This window comes from Stenotrophomonas bentonitica (assembly GCF_002887735.1).
In the GTDB taxonomy this organism is placed as follows: domain Bacteria; phylum Pseudomonadota; class Gammaproteobacteria; order Xanthomonadales; family Xanthomonadaceae; genus Stenotrophomonas; species Stenotrophomonas bentonitica_A.
This window is the reverse complement of the sequence record NZ_PKQP01000002.1, coordinates 551,785-569,631: the sequence shown is the minus strand read 5'-3', so window position 1 is coordinate 569,631 and position 17,847 is coordinate 551,785. Positions and strand designations below refer to the sequence as shown.

Below are 17,847 nucleotides of genomic sequence, written 5' to 3'. Positions count from 1 at the left end.
ATTTTGGAATGCGCGTCATGTGCATTCCAGATGAGCATGCTGCTTCACATCTCGCCCTGCATCACCGGCCGTGCCTGCAGCTGTCCCAGCCACGCCGCCACGGCCGGGTGCGCGTCCACGGCAGCGCCCACGAAGGTCCCGTAGCCGACCACCTTGCCCACCACGAGATCTACCAGCGAGTAGGCCTCACCCAACATCCATGGCTGCTGCGACAGGCGCGCCTCCAGCACGTCCAGTAGTTCATTGGCCGCGCGGATGCCAGCTGCGGCATGGTCGGCATGGCGCAGCGCATCGTCCGTGGTGGCCAGCCACACACGCCCGATCACCGCGCCATAGGTGACATATGCCCACGTGCACCACGACATCGCCTCCAGCCGCGCCGGTGTACCGTCCTGCGGCCAGAGCCCCTTGGCCACGCCGTGGTGCTCGCCCAGCCACAGGTGGATCGCCAGGGCTTCGAACATCGGCGTGCCATCCACCACCAGGCACGGCACCTTGCCGTTGGGATTGATGGCCAGGTAGTCGGCCGTGCGCTGCTCGCCGGCGCGGATGTCGATCCTGACCCGCTCATGAGGGACAGCCAGTTCGGCCAGGGCGCAGGCGATCGGGGTGGCGCTGGACATCGGGTGCCAATAGAAGACGAGGGACATCTGGAACTCCTTGAGGGTGGTCAGGGGTGCGACCAAAGCGGTCCTGCACCGTGGCCCCAAGGCTAGCCACCCTTGCGGACAGAACCCGCCCGCAATGGCTGCTACGCTTTCCTGATGCTGACCGCCTCCGCCCGCCTGCTGAGCCTGCTGTCCCTGCTGCAATCGCGCCCGCATTGGGGCGGCGGCATGCTGGCCGAGCGCATGGGCATCCATCCACGCACGCTCCGCCGCGACATCGACCGGCTGCGCCAGCTGGGCTATCCCATCCACGCCAGCACCGGTGTCGCCGGCGGCTACGCGTTCCGCCCGGGCCGGGCCCTGCCACCGCTGCTGCTGGACGACGATGAAGCGCTGGCGGCCGCAATCGCGCTGCGCACGGCGATGGCCGGCACCATCAGCGGGATCGAGCAGACCGCGATCACCGCGCTGGTCAAGATTGAACAGGCGATGCCACCGCGCCTGCGGCCCCGTCTGGAGGCACTGCGCTCAGCGATCCTGCCCACCGATCAGATCGGACCGTTGGTCGATGCCGGTCGGCTGACCGCCCTGGCCGCTGCCTGCCGCGACCAACTGCAACTGGCCTTCGAGTACATCGACCGCACAGGTCAGCCGAGTTCTCGCCAGGTGGAGCCACAAGGCGTGGTGCACACCGATCGGCGCTGGTATCTGGTTGCCTGGGACCCCGCACGCGACGACTGGCGCACCTTCCGCATCGACCGGATCACCAGTACGCCCGTGGTGGGCGCGCATTTCGCGCCCCGCGCCGGCCCCGGCGACGGCGACCTGCGCCAGTGGGTGGCCCGCTCGCTCTCGCTCGGGCAGTACCCCGATGAGGCGCGGATCATCCTGCACGCACCCCTGGCTGCCCTGCGCCAGCGCATCCCTGCGTCGGCCGGGGTACTGGAGGGTGTGGATGACCAGCGCTGCCTGCTGCGCTGTGGCGCCAACCCGATGGGCTCGGTGATCTATTGGCTGCTGGCCATGGACCTGGAGTTCGAGGTGCTGGGGCCACCCGCACTGATCGACCGGCTACGTGCGGCTGGCGAGCGGGTGGCGCGCAGCCTGACCCCAGGCGTCGCCGCCGTCGTGCCGACGCCCGAGGACGTGTAGCCACCGGGCATGGCCATGGCGGCCGTGGTCATTGCGCTTCACAATGGCGCCATGACTGCCAGTGAAAAACCGAATCGGGCCCTGTTCGACCTGGACCTGTTGCGCGCCATGGTGATGGTGGCCGATTGCGCCAGCTTCACCACGGCGGCCGCCCGCCTGCATTCCACCCAATCCACCATCAGCCAGAAGATCCGCCGGCTGGAGGACATGGCCGGCCATCCGCTGCTGGTGCGCGGCAACCGTGATGTGCATCCCACCGATGCCGGCGAGATCGTCCTGGGTCACGCGCGCCAACTGCTGGCGCTCAACGATCAGCTGCTGGAGGCCCTGGCCGGCACCACGGTGGCCGTCACCGTGCGGCTGGGCGTACCGGAGGACTTTGTCAGCGCCGCGACCACCCAGCTGCTTGGCGCCTTCAACCGCGAACATCCCCAGGTGAAGCTGGAGGTCACCAGCGGCCTCAGCCGCGACCTGGCCCACGGCTACGATCACGGCGAACTCGACCTGATCCTGGTCAAGCAGCGTCGCCACAGCCGTGCTGCGGTGGCCTGCTGGCCCGAGACCATGGTCTGGATCGACAGTGCCCGCAATGGCTGCATCGGGCTGGATCCGGTGCCCCTGGTCACCTTTCCGCCGCGCGGACTCTACCGCGACGACATCATCGACGCGATCGAAGCACTCGGGCGCCGCTGGCGGATCAGCTTCACCAGTTCCAGTCTGAGCGGGATCCAGGGCGCGGTGGCCGATGGCATGGGCATCAGCCTGCTGCCGGCGCGTGCCTTGAGCCGCGAGCACACCGTGCTGGGTGCCGAACAGGGCCTGCCACCGATCGATACGTTCGAGATCGCCCTGCTCCATCGCGCCACCGCCGACCCGCTGGTCAAGATGCTGGCGATGCGCCTTGGCGAACTCCTCAACCACGAGCGCGCCAGCAAGAACGTCACGCCGGCCTGAGCATGCAGTCGATCCGGATCACGCACCAGTCGATCGACCACGACGTCAGGCTGTATCACGCGTGGCAGGCCGCCCTTACTTGAGCTGCAGCGGGTAGCGCTGCCAGAGCACGTGCACCAGGAACCCGGTCAGTTCCGGGTCCTTGCTGGTGATCGAGGCGCGGATCTTGTCCAGCAGCACCATGTCGCTGCAGTTGCGCACATCGGCGTGGCCGGCCTGGCCGGCGCGGCGGGCCCGGTAGCGGGCGGCGCGCTGTGCATCGGTCATCGCGTAGCCGAAGGTGGGCGGACGGCCGCGCTTGCGCGGCAGCGTCAGTTCCAGTGTTCCGGGGTCTTGTTCATCGCGCATGACGGACGAGGATGCAAACGGGGGCGCGCACGATATCGTGAGACATCACTTTAATCCAGCGTTTTCCGTGGATTTCTGCATTTGCGACGCAAGCGTCAGCGCCACGCCTCTGCGACACGCGCGCCCGCCCACACCAGCAGCATCCCGCCAACGAGGCTCACGCCCAGATACAGCGGCACCATCACGCTGCGATCGGTGCGGGTGAACACCAGCGATTCGAGCATCATCGAGGAGAACGTGGTCAATCCGCCCACGATCCCGACGATCAGGAACGCGCGCCAGTACAGCGCCGCCGTGCCACGACTCTGCAGCCAGATCATCACGTAACCGGCGACGAACGCACCGGCCAGGTTCACCGTCAGCGTGCCCCACGGAAAGCCATTGCCGAACTGGCGCAGCATCGCATCGCCCACCATGAAGCGCAGCGCGGCGCCCAGTGCGCCGCCGGCCATCACCAGGCCCAGCTGCTGCCACCAGACGCCGATGCCGTCCATCAGTCGCTGCCCTTCTCCGCACGGGCCTGTTCGCGCGCGGCACGCAGGCGGTCCAGCTTTTCCTTCAGCTTGATCTCCAGCCCGCGCGGCACCGGCTCGTAATACACGCGCTCGCCCATCGCATCGGGGAAGCCGGTCTGGTCCAGCGCGATCCCGCCGTCGGCATCATGGTCGTACTGGTAGGTCTTGCCGTAACCCAGCTCTTTCATCAGCTTGGTCGGCGCGTTGCGCAGGTGCAACGGCACCTCCTGGGTGCCGGTCTCGCGCACTTCCTGTTTGGCCTTGTTGAACGCGGCATACCCGGCGTTCGATTTGGCGGTGCTGGCCAGGTACAGGACCAGCTGTGCGAAGGCGAGCTCGCCTTCCGGACTGCCCAGGCGCTCATAGATATCCCACGCCTCCAGCGCCATCGACTGCGCGCGCGGATCGGCCAGGCCGATGTCCTCGATCGCCATCCGGGTCAGGCGCCTTGCCAGGTACGACGGATCGCAGCCGCCATCGAGCATGCGGGTCAGCCAGTACAGCGCGGCATCGGGGTTGGAGCTGCGCACGGATTTGTGCAGCGCCGAGATCTGGTCGTAGAACTGCTCGCCGCCCTTGTCGAAACGACGGGTGCGATCGGCCAGCACCTGCACCAGCATCTCCGGACTGATCCGCCCGCCGTCGCCGCTGGCCAGTTCGGCCGCGATCTCCAACAGCGTCAGCCCACGGCGCACGTCACCATCGGCTGCGGTTGCGATCTCCAGCAATGCCTCGGGTGCCACCTGCAGATGCTCCGCGCCCAGACCGCGCTCGGTGTCCTGCAGCGCACGTTCCAGCGCCTCGACGATGTCACTTGGCGACACCGACTCCAGCACGTGCACGCGGCAGCGCGACAGCAGCGCCGAGTTCAGTTCGAACGAGGGGTTTTCGGTCGTGGCGCCCACGAACACGATCGTGCCGCGCTCGATGTGCGGCAGGAACGCATCCTGCTGGGCCTTGTTGAAGCGGTGCACCTCGTCCACGAACAGCACCGTGCGGCGCCCCTCGACGAAGCGCTGCGCGGCCTCGGCCAGCACCTGGCGCACCTCCGGCAGGCCGGACAGCACGGCGGAGATCGCGCGGAACTCGGCATCGGCGTAATGCGCCAGCAGCAGCGACAGCGTGGTCTTGCCGCAGCCTGGCGGGCCCCACAGGATCATCGAGTGCACATGGCCGGACTCGACCGCCCGGCGCAGCGCGCTGCCCGGGGCGAGCAGGCGCTTCTGGCCCACCATCTCGTCCAGCGTCTGCGGGCGCATCCGCTCGGCGAGCGGACGCATGTTGTCCCGATCCACGGTCAGCAGATCGGGCCCATTGAAAGTCGTTCGGTTTCTGGCCACGTGTCTAGTGTATCGCGGCAGATTGCAGCGGGCATGCCGGCCAGCGGCCGGCACTACACCGTCATTCGCCGATGACGTCCACACCCTTGGCCGGGGTGAAGCTGAAGGTGCCCGAGGCGAAGCTCGGGTTGCGTTTCCAGCCAGTGAAGCTGATCACCGTGCGCTGGCCAACCGCATCCACGACTTCCATGCGGGCCAGGCCCTGGCCATTGAAGCCCAGTGCGGCGTACTGGAAGGCGGTATCGGTATCACGCTTCGGGCTCAGCGCCAGCCACTGCAGGCCATCACGCACGGCCGCCTCTTCGCTGACGTCGTACTGCTTGTCCAGCAGCGCCGGATTGATCAGGGCGGTCAGCGGGCTGTTCTGCTCTTCCTGGCCCTGCGGGCGCACGCTGGCCTGCTCCAGGTCCGGCTCATACACCCAGACCTTCTTGCCATCGGCCACGATCAACTGTTCGTGCGGCTTGATGTACTCCCAGCGGAACAGGCGCGGCGCGGACAACGCAACGCGGCCGCTGGTGGTTTCCTTGACCTTGCCCTTGCTGTCGAACACCTGCTGGCTGAACTGCCCGTCCAGGCCCTTCAGACCCTGGGTGAAACGGTTGAGCTCATCACGGGCGCCCGCCCAGGCCGACGCCGAACCGACACTGGCGACAACCAGGGTGGCAGCAAGCAGGGAGCGGCGGAAAGTGGTGTGCATGCGGGTATCCAGGCGAATGGGAAGGATGGGAGGCAGTGTGCCCATTCAATCCTGAATGGGCGATCAGGGACGCATTATGCGCTGGAAGCGGGTGTGCCGAGCGTACTCATGGCCCGGCCTGCACCGTCTTCAGATCGCCGTACACCACCTGCCCGCGGAAGCCGCGCCGGACCTGCTGGTACAGCTCGCGGAACGCCGCGTAGTCCTGCGGCTGGCAGAGCGCGTCCGCCCCGCGCACGGCGCGTTGATGCAGCCGGTGGCGCGCGGTGACCACCTGCCCTTCGCGCGTCCACTCCACCGTGTACTGCCCACCCGCATTGTCGAACTGCTGGCTGCGCGGAATCGCCACGATCGGCACGCTGGCCGGGAAGGTGAGCCGATAGCGCTCCTCGCGCACACTGTCGTTGCAGTAGAACGGCGTAGCGTTGTCCGGCGCCGAGGTGCTGGCGTACAGGTCACGGAACGACTCACCGCCCGGCGCATCGGGCAGCACCATGCCGCCGAGAACCGCGAAATCGACGTAGTCGCTGGCCTGGAAGTCGTAGCGGAAGTTGAACGGACGGGTCAGGTCCTGCGGATCCCCGAGCAGGGTGAGCGCGCCACTGCCATCGAAACCGGAGGCGGCCATGATCGATTCTTCCGCCCGCGCCCGGTTCTGTGCGTTGAGCCGTGCGAAGGCGGCCCGCATGCCGATCTCGGCCACGCCGCTGGGCTGCTGCAGGGTCTGGCCGACCAGGTTGCCAGCCGCGTCGAAGCGGAAATCAGCCTCCAGCCCGGTGCCGTTGCGGCTGGCATCGTTGGCGGGGGTGCGCGCCACCACGGCCTGGCGGGTGTGCAGCACCGGTGCGCCGAGATCGGCGTCGGGCAGTTGGCCGAAGCGCGCGTAGGAGGTCGTCGAGTCCAGATACAGGTCGAACTCGGGGAGATAGGTGATCGCGTGGTTGAAGCGGCCCAGCAGCGGAATGGTCGGCAGGGTCGGCCCGCCACCGGCGCCGATCAGCACCGGGGTGCTCTGGATGCCCCGTGCAGCCAGCAGCGCCTCCAGGATCACTACATGGTCTTTGCAGTCGCCGTAGTGATTGTCGAGGATGCTCTGCGCCGGGTTCGGCTCCAGCCCACCGTTGCCCAGGTAGACCGCCACGTAGCGGATGTTCTGGGCGACCCAGCGGTACAGCACGGCGGCCTGCTCGCGCCGGTCGGTGATGCCACGGGTGAGCTGGTCCGCCAGCGCCTGGATCTGCGGGGTGACCGCGGCCGCCTCGCCACCCTTGAGCTGATAGGCCTGTGCCACCTGCGACCAGTCACGATACGTGCTGGCCATGATGCCCGGGCTGTACTCCCAGGCGGCGGCGGACCAGTTCTGTGCCTTGAGCGGCTCACTGCGGCGGTACGTCCACTCCCACTTCGCCTGGCCATTGCGGATCCGGGGCTTCTCACTGCCACGCACGCCCCGCTGCTCCACCTGCATCGGCAGGCTGGCCGGGGCGGTGAGGGTCACGCGCGCATCGTCATACGGCGTGAACACGCTGAAGGTTTCCCAAAGGCCGAAGTAGCCGGGGAAGTACGGCGTGTTCTGGGTCCGGCGGGTCTGGTAGACCACGCGCGTGCCCGGCGCCAGGTTCGGAAACACCACCACCCGCACCTTGCGGTCGGCATACATCGCTGCGGCAGCGCTGGAGTAGCTTTCCTGCGTGTAGATGCGGTCGGCGGGCACGTCGCGGCGCTGGCCATCGGCGGTCAGGGTATAGGCCTGCAGCACCTCCAGCGTTTCCATTTTCTCGCTGTAGCTCAGCCGCACCTGGCTGAACTGCTCGACCGCCGATTTGGTCTTGAGCAGGATCTCGTACTCTTCGGTCTGGGTGTTGCCCGCATCGGGGCGCACCACGTAGTCGGCACGATAGCGTACGAAACTGAAGTTGTTGCTGGCCTGCGCTTCAGCGCCCGCGGCCGGGCCGCCCTGCCCGCCCGGGGTGGTCGGTGCAACGGGTGTCGCGGGTGTCGCGGGTGCCGGTACGGGCTGGGCATCGGCCCACGCCACTGCCGGCGCAAGCGTCATGGCGCCCAGCATCGTCCAGATCATCGGCTTCATTGCAGGTTCCTTGTGCTCGGCAACACCCGGGCAGCGCCCGGGTTCCATGCAGCCAGGCCGAGCCCGGCGTTACTTGGGCGGGGGCGGCGCCAGCACGCTGCGGTCGCCATTGTGCTCGGGCGGGCTGACCACGCCAGCCGCCTCCATCGCTTCAATCAGGCGCGCAGCACGGTTGTAGCCGATCTTCAGGCGACGCTGCACGCCGGAGATGGAGGCACGGCGGGTTTCGGTGACGATGCGCAGCGCTTCGTCGTACAGCGGGTCGGATTCGTCGCCGCCACCACCGCCTGCCTCGGGCAGTCCGCCGGGGCCGACCACCACGCCATCGCCCATCATCTGCACCTCGTCCAGCACGCCGGTGATGTAATCGGTCGGGCCGCTGGCCTTGAGGTGTTCGACCACCCGGTGCACTTCCTCATCGGAGACGAACGCACCGTGCACGCGGTCCGGCAATGCCGTGCCCGGCGGCAGATACAGCATGTCGCCGTGGCCCAGCAGCGTTTCCGCGCCGGACTGGTCGAGGATGGTGCGCGAATCGATCTTGGAGCTGACCTGGAAGCCGATGCGGGTCGGGATGTTGGCCTTGATCAGGCCGGTGATCACATCCACCGAGGGGCGCTGCGTGGCCAGGATCAGGTGGATGCCGGCCGCACGCGCCTTCTGCGCCAACCGCGCGATCAGCTCTTCGACCTTCTTGCCGACGATCATCATCATGTCGGCGAATTCGTCGATGAAGATGACGATGAACGGCAGTGTCTCCAGCGGACGCGGGGCCTCGCCAAGTTCCGGATTGGGCTTGAACAGCGGGTCCATCATCGGCTGCCCGGCATCCTGGGCATCCTTGACCTTCTTGTTGAAGCCGGCCAGGTTGCGCACGCCCACCGCGCTCATCAGCTTGTAGCGGCGTTCCATCTCGGCCACGCACCAGCGCAGGCCGTTGGCGGCCTCCTTCATGTCGGTGACCACCGGCGCCAGCAGATGCGGGATGCCTTGGTAGACGCTCAGCTCGAGCATCTTCGGGTCGATCATCAGCATCCGCAGGTCTTTCGGCGAAGCCTTGTACAGCAGGCTCAGCACCATCGCGTTGACCGCCACCGACTTGCCCGAGCCGGTGGTGCCGGCCACCAGCAGGTGAGGCATGCGCGCCAGGTCGGCCACGGTCGGGCGGCCGGCGATGTCCTTGCCCAGCGCCAGCGTCAGCACGCTGGCCGACTTGTCGTATTCCTTGGAGCGCAGCAGTTCGGACAGGTAGATCATCTCGCGGGTGACGTTGGGGATCTCCAGACCCACCACCGATTTGCCCGGGATCACATCCACCACGCGCACCGACTTCACCGACAGGCCGCGGGCGATGTCCTTGTCCAGCGAACTGATCTGGCTGACCTTGATGCCCGGCGCGGGTTCGATCTCGAAGCGGGTGATCACCGGGCCGGGATAGGCGCCGACCACCTGCGCATCGATGCGGAAATCCTTGAGCTTGAACTCGATCTGGCGCGAGAGCGTCTCCAGCGTGCCCTCGTCGTAGCCCTTGGGCTGCGGCTTGGGATCATCCAGCAGCGCCAGCGGCGGCACGTCCGAGCCATCGCCATTGACGCCACGGAACATCGGAATCTGGGTCTCGCGCTTGGCCCGGTCGCTTTTCTCGAGGACCGGCTCCGGGCGCGGCTCGATCTTGACCGGCTCGCGCTTGGCGCGGACCTCGGCGTCGACCTTGCGCACTTCCTGGCGCTCCTCGCGCATGGCGCGGGTCTGCTGCCACTCGGTGGCCTGCTCTTTCTTCTTGTTGAACAGCGGCGGCAGCGCCAGCACCCAGTTGCCGATCTTCTCCATCACCACGAACCAGGAGATGCCCGTGGCCAGGGTGATCGACGCCAGCAGCAGTACCAGCACGAACAGATTCGCGCCCAGGGCGCCGAAACCGACGCTGAGCGAACTGCCCACCAGCTTGCCGAGGATGCCGCCGGCGTGGGCCACATCGGCGACGAACAGGCGCAGGTGCAGGAAGCCGGTACCGGCGATCAGGAAGCCGACCAGACCGACCAGGCGCAGGGCCGGGTCCAGGTCATGCTCGCCCTTGGCCTCGCGCTTGAGGCCGAACATCGCGATCCACGCCAGTGCGCCCAGCACGATCGGCAGTACGAAGGCCATGTAGCCGAACAGCTGCAGCAGCACGTCGGCGATCCAGGCACCGGCGCGGCCACCCATGTTGTGGACCGGCGCGACCACGCTGCCGGTATGCGACCAGCCCGGGTCGGTGGCCGAATAGGTGAACAGACTGGCGACCAGATACAGCAGCGCCGGGGCGACCGCGATCAAGCCCAGGTCGCGCCACAGGCGCTGCCGGCGCGGGTTGTCCACGCTGGCCGGTTTGCGCGGCGCTGCCTTGCTGTCGGACGCCTTGGATCGTTCCGGGACCTGTTTCGCCACCTTAGACCACACCTTGGGAATGCACTGTTAGTGCTTGATAATAAACGACTGGACCCCACCCCGGTAGGTGCCGGCCGCTGGCCGGCACGGTCAGCGTCAAAACCCCGGCGCCGGAATGGGCGTCGTGCTGCGCGGGTCGCCGCGTTCCACTGCGCGCCTTGAATCGCCCCGCCCCTGCCGCCACTCTATGACTTCGCTCGGATGCCGCGCAATCACTGCGCCGGCACTCCCGCCCTACCTTCTATTGCGAGCTTACATGAGCAACTCCAAGCACTCCCGCCTGTTGATCCTTGGTTCCGGCCCGGCCGGCTGGACCGCCGCCGTCTACGCCGCGCGCGCCAACCTCAAGCCCGTCGTGATCACCGGCCTGCAGCAGGGCGGCCAGCTGATGACCACCACCGAGGTGGACAACTGGCCTGGAGATGCACACGGCCTGATGGGCCCGGACCTGATGACCCGCATGCAGGCGCATGCCGAGCGCTTCGAGACCGAGGTCATCTTCGACCACATCCACACCGCTGATGTCTCCCAGCGCCCGTTCAAGCTGATCGGCGACAGCGCCGAGTACACCTGCGACGCCCTGATCATCGCCACCGGCGCCACCGCCAAGTACCTGGGCATCCCCAGCGAAGAGGCCTTCAAGGGCCGCGGCGTGTCCGCCTGCGCCACCTGCGACGGCTTCTTCTACCGTGACCAGGACGTGGTCGTGGTCGGCGGCGGCAACACCGCCGTGGAAGAGGCCCTGTACCTGTCCAACATCGCCCGCAAGGTCTACCTGGTCCACCGCCGCGACACCCTCAAGGCGGAAAAGATCATGCAGGACAAGCTGTTCGCCAAGGTCGCCGCCGGCAAGATCGAGACCGTGTGGCACCACCAGGTGGACGAAGTGCTGGGCAACGACGCCGGCGTGACCGGTGTGCGCGTAAAGTCCACGCTGGACGGCAGCACCCGTGACATCGAGGCCCATGGCTTCTTCGTGGCGATCGGCCACCACCCCAACACCAGCCTGTTCGATGGCCAGCTGACCATGAACAACGGCTACCTGGACATCCGCTCGGGCCTGGGCGGCAACGCCACCCAGACCTCGGTGGAAGGCGTGTTCGCCGCCGGCGACGTGGCCGACCAGCACTACCGTCAGGCGATCACCTCGGCCGGCTTCGGCTGCATGGCCGCACTGGATGCCGAGCGCTATCTGGATGCGAAGGGTCAGGCGAGCTGATCTGACGCCCGAATCGCGCAGCACACGAAGGCCGGTGAATCATTCACCGGCCTTTTTACTGGCCGGTACGTTCCGCCCGCCCTGCGCCCGTCCCACCTGCTCTATCCTCTGCCCATGCCCGATCCACGTTTCCTGCATCGCCTGTCCGATGTCCCCGCCGCCGCCTGGGACGCCCTGCACGACGGCCGCAACCCGTTCCTGTCGCACGCCTTCCTCGCCGGCCTTGAAGAACACGGTTGCCTGCGCCCCGAATGGGGCTGGCGGCCGCGCCACTTCACCCTGTGGGACGGGGACACCCTGGTCGCGGCGATCCCGGGTTATCTCAAGGACAACTCGCACGGCGAGTTCGTGTTCGATCACGCCTGGGCGCACGCGTACGCCCAGCACGGGCTGGACTACTTCCCCAAGTGGCTGGGCGCGGTGCCGTATTCGCCCGTGACCGGCCCGCGTCTACTTGCCGGCACAACGGAGGATCGTGGCGCGCTGCTGGCATCGCTGGCGGGCGAAGTGGCACGCCTGGGCTGGTCCTCGGCCCACATCAACTTCCACCCCGCCGAGGAAGACCCCGCCTTCAGCCCGGACTGGCTGCTGCGCGAGGACATCCAGTTCCAGTGGCACAACCACGGTGGCTGGCAGACCCTCGACGACTTCCTCGGTGCGATGGACCACAAGCACCGCAAGAACATCCGCCAGGAACGCGCCAAGCTCGCCCGCAGCGGCGTCACGTATCGCATCGTGCACGGCGACGAGGCGACCGATGGCGATCTGCGCGCCATGCACGGCTTCTACCTGCAGACCTTCGCCGAGTACGGCAATTCGCCCGCCCTGACGCTGCCATTCCTGCAGCATCTCGCCCGCACGATGCCGCGCGCGCTGGTGATCTTCCTGGCCATGCGCGACGGAGCGCCGGTCGCCGGCGCGCTGTGCCTGCGCGGCGCGGACACCCTGTACGGGCGCTACTGGGGCGGCGCCACCCTGCCCGGCCTGCATTTCGAGACCTGCTATTACCAGGGCATCGCCTACTGCCTGCGCGAGGGACTCACCCGCTTCGAGCCCGGCGCCCAGGGCGAGCACAAGCTGGCGCGCGGCTTCCTGCCACACACCGTGCGCAGCCGGCACTGGATCGCCGAACCGGCCTTTGCCGAAGCACTGGCTGCGTGGTGCGCGCAGGAGCGCGCCGAGACTGCCCGTTATCGGCAGGTGCTGGCCGCGCACAGCCCATTCAAGAGCGACCCGGCATGACGCGCCGCCTGCCCTGGCGGCTGGACGAGGCGCCCGACGCCCCGTTCCCGCCCGCCGAGACCGCCCTGCGCGATCCCGATGGCCTGCTCGCGCTCGGTGGCGACCTCTCGCCGGTGCGCCTGCTCAACGCCTATGCCGGCGGCATCTTCCCGTGGTTCTCCGAGGGCCAGCCGCTGCTGTGGTGGTCTCCGGACCCGCGGATGGTGTTCCGCACCGACGGCGTGCACCTGTCCAGCCGTTTCCGCCGCTCGCTGCGGCAGAGCACATGGACGCTGCGCGCCGACAGCTGCTTTGCGCAGGTGATCGATGCCTGCGCGGCCAGCCCGCGGCCGGGGCAGGACGGCACCTGGATCACCCGCGACATGCGCGATGCCTACATCGAACTGCACCGGCTGGGCTTCGCGCACTCGGTGGAGGTGTTCGATGGCGGACAACTGGTCGGCGGCATCTATGGCGTAGCGATCGGCCGGATGTTTTTTGGCGAGAGCATGTTCAGTGCGGCTACCGGCGGCTCCAAGGTTGCCCTGGCCGGATTGGCCCATCGGCTGGCCGGCTGGGGCTGGCCGCTGATCGACGCACAGGTCGAAAATGACCATCTGCTACGCATGGGCGCCGAGCACTGGCCACGCCAACGCTTCCTGGCCTTTGTCCGTGAACAGGTCCAACAGCCAGCTCCCGCAGGCGATTGGCGGGATTTGTTCGGGACGCTGGCGGCTGCCGATCTGGCCACGCGGGCCTGGCCTTAACCAAAACTTTGCATCAAACGCCCGACGCGCGTAAAATGCCCGCTCTTCAGGCCAGCTCGGCCGGTTACAGAACTGCACAGGACTACATGTCGAAAGACGACTCCATCGAGTTCGAAGGCACCGTCAGCGAGACGCTGCCGAACACCACTTTCCGCGTACGACTGGAAAATGGGCATGAAATCATCGCCCACATCTCCGGCCGCATGCGCAAGAACTACATCCGCATCCTGACGGGCGACCGCGTCAAGGTCGAAATGACCCCGTACGACCTGACCAAGGGTCGCATCACCTACCGCATGAAATAAGCGGTCCGGGGGTTGTTCCCGTCAGAAGGCCAGCCAGGTGCTGGCCTTTTCGCGTGGGCGCCATTCAGCCATCGCCCCACCCCTGCCAAGCGTCACCCTGACCCTGTGCACCCTGACGTCGGTCAGGATGCCTTGATGCAGATTCGCCCTGGCGCAAAAACGCCCATTGTGGCCCTCGATCCAATCCGGATCCCGACCCGATGGCCCCCGCCATGAAACGCCTGCCTTCCCTGCTCCTGCTTGCTGCCTGCCTGGCTACCGCTGCCTCCGTCCAGGCCGCCGAACCGGCCGCTGCCGGCGATTGCATTACCCTGTCCCCGGATCAGCAGCTGGTGCGCAATGGGGCAGACCGCGATGTACTGCTCCGCAATGGCGACCAGCACTACCTGGTCCGTTTCGAGCGCTCCTGCAGCAGCGCAGCCATGTCCCCGAAACTGGCCTTTGTCACTCCCGGCCGGGACGGCCAACTCTGTGGCGCAGGAGCCAGCAGGCTGCGCACGAACGGACAAAGCTGCACGATCAGTGCGGTCGAGCCGATCACCGCCGAAGAATTCACCCGCAAGGCACGCGCCCGCCAGTAACCGCACCGAAGGCTGCCGCGCACCCAAAGAAAAGCCCCCTTGCGGGGGCTTTTCAATGACGGTGCAGGCATCTACCGCGCGGTCAGACCGTGGCCGGCAGCAGACGCTCCGGCTCGGCTTCGGTCTCGACGAACAGCTGGTCGTCGCGCACATCGATGCTGACCTTGCCACCGTTGACCAGCTTGCCGAACAGCAGCTCGTCGGCCAGCGGACGCTTGATCTTGTCCTGGATCACGCGCGCCATCGGGCGGGCACCCATCAGCGGATCGAAGCCATGGTGGGCCAGCCAGTCGCGCGCGGTCGGGGTGGCCGACAGGCTGACGTGCTTTTCCTGCAGCAGCATTTCCAGCTCGATCAGGAACTTGTCCACCACGCGCAGGATGTGCTCGAAGCCCAGCGCCTGGAACTGCACGATCGCATCCAGACGGTTGCGGAACTCCGGCGTGAAGCTCTTGCGGATGACCTCCATCGCGTCGGTGGCATGGTCCTGGCGGGTGAAGCCGATCGAACGCCGCGAGGCCTGGGCCGCGCCGGCATTGGTGGTCATCACCAGCACCACGTTCTTGAAGTTCGCCTCACGGCCATTGGTGTCGGTCAGCACACCGCGGTCCATGACCTGCAGCAGGATGTTGAAGATGTCCGGGTGGGCTTTTTCCACCTCGTCCAGCAGCAGCACGCAGTGCGGGGTCTTGACGATCTTCTCGGTCAGCAGGCCTCCCTGGTCGAAGCCGACATAGCCCGGAGGGGCACCGATCAGGCGGCTGATCGAATGCGACTCCATGTACTCGCTCATGTCGAAGCGGACCAGCTCGATGCCCAGCTGCAGCGCGAGCTGCTTGGTCACTTCGGTCTTGCCTACGCCGGTCGGGCCGGAGAACAGGAAGTTGCCGATCGGCTTTTCCGGATTGGCCAGGCCCGAGCGTGCCAGCTTGATCGCCGAGGACAGCGTCTCGATGGCCGGGTCCTGGCCGAAGATCACCATCTTCAGGTTGCGCTCCAGATGCTGGAGCACGTCCTTGTCGGTGGCGCTGACCTGCTTGGCCGGGATCCGCGCCATCTTGGCGACGATGGTCTCGATCTCCTCGATGTCGATCAGCTCCTTGCGCTCGCCGTCCGGCAGCAGCCGCTGGCGGGCACCGGCCTCGTCGATCACGTCGATCGCCTTGTCCGGCAGCAGGCGGTCGTTGATGTGCTTGACCGACAGGTCCACGGCGGCCTGCAGCGCGTCATCGGCATAGGTCACGCCGTGGTGCGCTTCGTACTTGGGCTTGAGGCCCTGCAGGATCTCGTAGGTCTCGCCCACCGTCGGCTCGACGATGTCGATCTTCTGGAAGCGGCGGGCCAGCGCCCGGTCCTTCTCGAAGATGCCGCGGTATTCCTGGAAGGTGGTCGAGCCGATGCAGCGCAGCTCGCCCGAGGCCAGGGCCGGCTTGATCAGGTTGGAGGCATCCATGGTGCCGCCCGAGGCGGACCCGGCACCGATGATGGTGTGGATCTCATCGATGAACAGCACCGCGTTGGGCAGCTTCTTCATCGCGGTCAGCACGCCCTTCAGGCGCTTTTCGAAATCACCGCGGTACTTGGTCCCGGCCACCAGCGCGCCCAGGTCCAGCGAGTAGATCACCGCATCGGCGAGCACATCCGGCACCGACCCTTCCACGATGCGCTTGGCCAGGCCTTCGGCAATGGCGGTCTTGCCCACGCCGGCCTCGCCCACGTAGAGCGGGTTGTTCTTGCGGCGGCGGCACAGGACCTGGATGGTGCGCTCGATCTCATCGGCACGGCCGACCAGCGGGTCGATCTTGCCGTTGCGGGCCTGGTCGTTGAGGTTGCTGGCGAACTCGGCCAGGGCATCGCCCTTGCCCTCGCCTTCGGCACCCTCGGCGCGGCCCTCGCCATCGGCGGCGGGCGGCACTTCGCCCTCCTCGCCCAGCTTGGCAATGCCATGGGAGAGGTAATTGACGATGTCCAGCCGGGTCACGTCCTGCTGGTTGAGGTAGTACACGGCATGCGAGTCCTTCTCGCCGAAGATCGCGACCAGCACGTTGGCGCCGGTGACTTCCTTCTTGCCCGAGGACTGCACGTGGTAGACCGCGCGCTGCAGCACGCGCTGGAAGCCCAGGGTCGGCTGGGTATCGCGCCCATCATCTTCGGCCAGGCGCGAGACGGATGCCTCGATGGCCTGCTCCAGTTCCTGGCGCAGGCGCTCGGCGTCCGCACCGCAGGCCTTGAGAACGGCTTGGGCGGACGGGTTGTCGAGCAGTGCCAGCAGCAGGTGTTCCACCGTCATGAATTCATGCCGGGCCTCACGGGCGCGCTTGTAGCACTGTCCGATGGTGTGTTCGAGGTCTTTACTGAACATGATTAACTCCGGCGGCAGTTAGGAACAATATGCGGCCAACCTTCACGATTTCCATCACCCTAGCGGATCAGTGCGTTCAGACGGCGTTAGCACTCCGCCGATCGCGCCGATCCATTCGACGGCCTCCATCATGCACGAACTTGCCGCCACGAAATGGCAGCTTCAACGTGATGGTGATGTCATCGTGACGCCACCCCGGACCAGCGCTGGCCGGTGCAGCCGCCGGGCGGCAGCCTGGCGATGCTCACGTGGGTGCGGATGCCGAGAACCCGACGGCTCCGGCTAGGCTGGGGCTGGCCGCACGTCTGTCGCCATGGCTGGAACAGTGGCGGATCGCTGGCGCGCCTGTGGCGGGGCCAGGGGCGGCTCAGCCGCTGGCCTTCTCCATCGTGCACAGCAGCGGGTGCTGGTTCATGCGCGAGAATTCATTGACCTGGGCGACCTTGGATTCGGCGACCTCGCGGGTGAACACCCCGCACACGCCGCGGCCGCGGGTATGCACGTGGAGCATCACCTGGGTGGCCTGGTCCAGGTCCATCGAGAAGAAGTGCTGCAGGACCGTCACCACGAAATCCATCGGGGTGTAGTCGTCGTTCAACAGCATCACCTGGTACAGCGGCGGCGGCGCGACCTCGGGACGTGCAGGCTCAAGCAGCACGCCGTGGTCGTGATGAGTTTCGTGGGAAGTCTCGCGGGGCATCCCCCCATTATAGGGCCCCGCCCGGCCGGATTGGACGTTGCCCCCTGCGGCCTTCACAATCTGCACTCTCCAACCAGATGTTCACAGGGATTTCATGAAAAGGATTGCTGCCGCACTGCTGCTGGCCGTCACTGCCACCGGCGCCCATGCGGCCGAAGCGGACAAGGCCGTCGGGCGAGCGCTGGACACGCTCAAGTACACCTACGAGGTGGACGAGGACGGCGATTACAAGATGGTGTTCGACATGGATGACGGCCGCAGCCAGCTGGCCTTCGTGCGCTCCACCGTCGAGGAATTCGGCAAGCACAGGATCCGTGAGATCTGGTCGCCGGCCTACAATTCGCCGGGCAAGCAGTTCCCCGCTGCCGTCGCTAACCGCCTGCTGGAAGACTCGCAGGATGCCAAGATGGGTGCCTGGGTGAAGCAGGACCAGCTGGCGATGTTCGTGGTCAAGGTCGATGCCACTGCCACCCCGGAGCAACTCAGCGACGCCATCGATGCGGCCATCCGCACTGCGGACGCCATGGAACTCGAACTGACCGAGCAGGACGAATACTGA

Annotated in this window: 17 protein-coding genes; 8 read left to right on the top strand and 9 right to left on the bottom strand. The window is 66.9% G+C overall.

What is annotated here, in order from left to right:
- Nucleotides 1–44 precede the first annotated feature (44 nt).
- Nucleotides 45–650, bottom strand: coding sequence for a glutathione S-transferase family protein (locus C0R07_RS06920; RefSeq protein ID WP_102788515.1), 606 nt, complete (start codon nt 648–650; stop codon nt 45–47).
- A 114-nt stretch (nt 651–764) separates the two neighbouring features.
- Between C0R07_RS06920 and C0R07_RS06915 the strand changes: the two genes are divergently transcribed.
- Nucleotides 765–1,760, top strand: a complete 996-nt coding sequence (locus C0R07_RS06915) for a helix-turn-helix transcriptional regulator (RefSeq protein ID WP_102788478.1) — start codon at nt 765–767, stop codon at nt 1,758–1,760.
- A 51-nt stretch (nt 1,761–1,811) separates the two neighbouring features.
- Nucleotides 1,812–2,714 (top strand): LysR substrate-binding domain-containing protein, encoded by a 903-nt coding sequence (locus C0R07_RS06910; RefSeq protein WP_102788514.1) that lies wholly within the window; start codon nt 1,812–1,814, stop codon nt 2,712–2,714.
- Nucleotides 2,715–2,789: 75 nt separating this feature from the next.
- Here the strand turns inward: C0R07_RS06910 and C0R07_RS06905 are convergent, their stop codons facing one another.
- From C0R07_RS06905 to C0R07_RS06880, 6 genes are all read right to left on the bottom strand, one after another.
- Complete coding sequence (locus C0R07_RS06905; protein WP_019184750.1) at nt 2,790–3,062, bottom strand: hypothetical protein; 273 nt, start codon at nt 3,060–3,062, stop codon at nt 2,790–2,792.
- A 95-nt stretch (nt 3,063–3,157) separates the two neighbouring features.
- On the bottom strand, nt 3,158–3,556 hold the full coding sequence (crcB, locus tag C0R07_RS06900; protein WP_019184751.1) for a fluoride efflux transporter CrcB: 399 nt from the start codon (nt 3,554–3,556) through the stop codon (nt 3,158–3,160).
- Nucleotides 3,556–4,857 carry a replication-associated recombination protein A gene (locus C0R07_RS06895; RefSeq protein ID WP_254427790.1) on the bottom strand — a complete coding sequence of 434 codons (1,302 nt, stop codon included), beginning with the start codon at nt 4,855–4,857 and terminating at the stop codon, nt 3,556–3,558. The genes crcB and C0R07_RS06895 overlap by 1 nt, the downstream gene beginning before the upstream one ends.
- A 121-nt stretch (nt 4,858–4,978) precedes the next feature.
- Nucleotides 4,979–5,617: an outer membrane lipoprotein chaperone LolA gene (gene lolA, locus C0R07_RS06890; protein ID WP_070471577.1), complete on the bottom strand. Its 639-nt coding sequence runs from the start codon at nt 5,615–5,617 to the stop codon at nt 4,979–4,981.
- 106 nt (nt 5,618–5,723) lie between these two features.
- On the bottom strand, nt 5,724–7,685 hold the full coding sequence (locus tag C0R07_RS06885; RefSeq protein WP_428991898.1) for a DUF3857 domain-containing transglutaminase family protein: 1,962 nt from the start codon (nt 7,683–7,685) through the stop codon (nt 5,724–5,726).
- A gap of 90 nt (nt 7,686–7,775) precedes the next feature.
- A complete protein-coding gene (locus tag C0R07_RS06880) occupies nt 7,776–10,133 on the bottom strand; it encodes a DNA translocase FtsK (protein ID WP_046272445.1) in 2,358 nt (785 codons plus the stop codon).
- A gap of 256 nt (nt 10,134–10,389) precedes the next feature.
- On the opposite strand from C0R07_RS06880, the gene trxB reads away from it, so the two are divergent.
- The 5 genes from trxB (at nt 10,390) to C0R07_RS06855 (ending at nt 14,226) form a co-directional block, all read left to right on the top strand.
- Nucleotides 10,390–11,352: a thioredoxin-disulfide reductase gene (gene trxB / locus C0R07_RS06875; protein ID WP_102788476.1), complete on the top strand. Its 963-nt coding sequence runs from the start codon at nt 10,390–10,392 to the stop codon at nt 11,350–11,352.
- 114 nt (nt 11,353–11,466) lie between these two features.
- Nucleotides 11,467–12,594: a GNAT family N-acetyltransferase gene (locus C0R07_RS06870; RefSeq protein WP_102788475.1), complete on the top strand. Its 1,128-nt coding sequence runs from the start codon at nt 11,467–11,469 to the stop codon at nt 12,592–12,594.
- Nucleotides 12,591–13,340 (top strand): leucyl/phenylalanyl-tRNA--protein transferase, encoded by a 750-nt coding sequence (gene aat / locus C0R07_RS06865; protein WP_102788474.1) that lies wholly within the window; start codon nt 12,591–12,593, stop codon nt 13,338–13,340. The genes C0R07_RS06870 and aat overlap by 4 nt, the downstream gene beginning before the upstream one ends.
- Nucleotides 13,341–13,426: 86 nt before the next feature.
- Complete coding sequence (gene infA / locus C0R07_RS06860; protein WP_005409596.1) at nt 13,427–13,645, top strand: translation initiation factor IF-1; 219 nt, start codon at nt 13,427–13,429, stop codon at nt 13,643–13,645.
- Between the two features lie 212 nt (nt 13,646–13,857).
- Nucleotides 13,858–14,226, top strand: coding sequence for a hypothetical protein (locus C0R07_RS06855; RefSeq protein WP_037553682.1), 369 nt, complete (start codon nt 13,858–13,860; stop codon nt 14,224–14,226).
- Nucleotides 14,227–14,308: 82 nt separating this feature from the next.
- On the opposite strand, the gene clpA is transcribed toward C0R07_RS06855, so the two are convergent.
- Together clpA and clpS are read right to left on the bottom strand one after the other, a co-directional pair.
- A complete protein-coding gene (clpA, locus tag C0R07_RS06850; RefSeq protein ID WP_070471583.1) occupies nt 14,309–16,588 on the bottom strand; it encodes an ATP-dependent Clp protease ATP-binding subunit ClpA in 2,280 nt (759 codons plus the stop codon).
- A 367-nt stretch (nt 16,589–16,955) separates the two neighbouring features.
- A complete protein-coding gene (clpS, locus tag C0R07_RS06845; RefSeq protein WP_019184760.1) occupies nt 16,956–17,288 on the bottom strand; it encodes an ATP-dependent Clp protease adapter ClpS in 333 nt (110 codons plus the stop codon).
- 94 nt (nt 17,289–17,382) lie between these two features.
- Between clpS and C0R07_RS06840 the strand changes: the two genes are divergently transcribed.
- Nucleotides 17,383–17,847 carry a YbjN domain-containing protein gene (locus tag C0R07_RS06840; RefSeq protein ID WP_070471584.1) on the top strand — a complete coding sequence of 155 codons (465 nt, stop codon included), beginning with the start codon at nt 17,383–17,385 and terminating at the stop codon, nt 17,845–17,847.

What these genes read in the sequence shown, in the direction of transcription:
- C0R07_RS06840 (WP_070471584.1), top strand. Translation starts at nt 17,383, where the DNA reads ATGAAAAGGATTGCTGCCGCACTGCTGCTGGCCGTCACTGCCACCGGC.
- lolA (WP_070471577.1), bottom strand. Translation starts at nt 5,617, where the DNA reads ATGCACACCACTTTCCGCCGCTCCCTGCTTGCTGCCACCCTGGTTGTC.
- infA (WP_005409596.1), top strand. Translation starts at nt 13,427, where the DNA reads ATGTCGAAAGACGACTCCATCGAGTTCGAAGGCACCGTCAGCGAGACG.
- C0R07_RS06920 (WP_102788515.1), bottom strand. Translation starts at nt 650, where the DNA reads ATGTCCCTCGTCTTCTATTGGCACCCGATGTCCAGCGCCACCCCGATC.
- C0R07_RS06905 (WP_019184750.1), bottom strand. Translation starts at nt 3,062, where the DNA reads ATGCGCGATGAACAAGACCCCGGAACACTGGAACTGACGCTGCCGCGC.
- clpS (WP_019184760.1), bottom strand. Translation starts at nt 17,288, where the DNA reads ATGCCCCGCGAGACTTCCCACGAAACTCATCACGACCACGGCGTGCTG.
- C0R07_RS06915 (WP_102788478.1), top strand. Translation starts at nt 765, where the DNA reads ATGCTGACCGCCTCCGCCCGCCTGCTGAGCCTGCTGTCCCTGCTGCAA.
- clpA (WP_070471583.1), bottom strand. Translation starts at nt 16,588, where the DNA reads ATGTTCAGTAAAGACCTCGAACACACCATCGGACAGTGCTACAAGCGC.
- C0R07_RS06910 (WP_102788514.1), top strand. Translation starts at nt 1,812, where the DNA reads ATGACTGCCAGTGAAAAACCGAATCGGGCCCTGTTCGACCTGGACCTG.
- C0R07_RS06885 (WP_428991898.1), bottom strand. Translation starts at nt 7,685, where the DNA reads ATGCTGGGCGCCATGACGCTTGCGCCGGCAGTGGCGTGGGCCGATGCC.
- C0R07_RS06855 (WP_037553682.1), top strand. Translation starts at nt 13,858, where the DNA reads ATGAAACGCCTGCCTTCCCTGCTCCTGCTTGCTGCCTGCCTGGCTACC.
- crcB (WP_019184751.1), bottom strand. Translation starts at nt 3,556, where the DNA reads ATGGACGGCATCGGCGTCTGGTGGCAGCAGCTGGGCCTGGTGATGGCC.
- C0R07_RS06870 (WP_102788475.1), top strand. Translation starts at nt 11,467, where the DNA reads ATGCCCGATCCACGTTTCCTGCATCGCCTGTCCGATGTCCCCGCCGCC.
- C0R07_RS06895 (WP_254427790.1), bottom strand. Translation starts at nt 4,857, where the DNA reads ATGCGTCCGCTCGCCGAGCGGATGCGCCCGCAGACGCTGGACGAGATG.
- trxB (WP_102788476.1), top strand. Translation starts at nt 10,390, where the DNA reads ATGAGCAACTCCAAGCACTCCCGCCTGTTGATCCTTGGTTCCGGCCCG.
- aat (WP_102788474.1), top strand. Translation starts at nt 12,591, where the DNA reads ATGACGCGCCGCCTGCCCTGGCGGCTGGACGAGGCGCCCGACGCCCCG.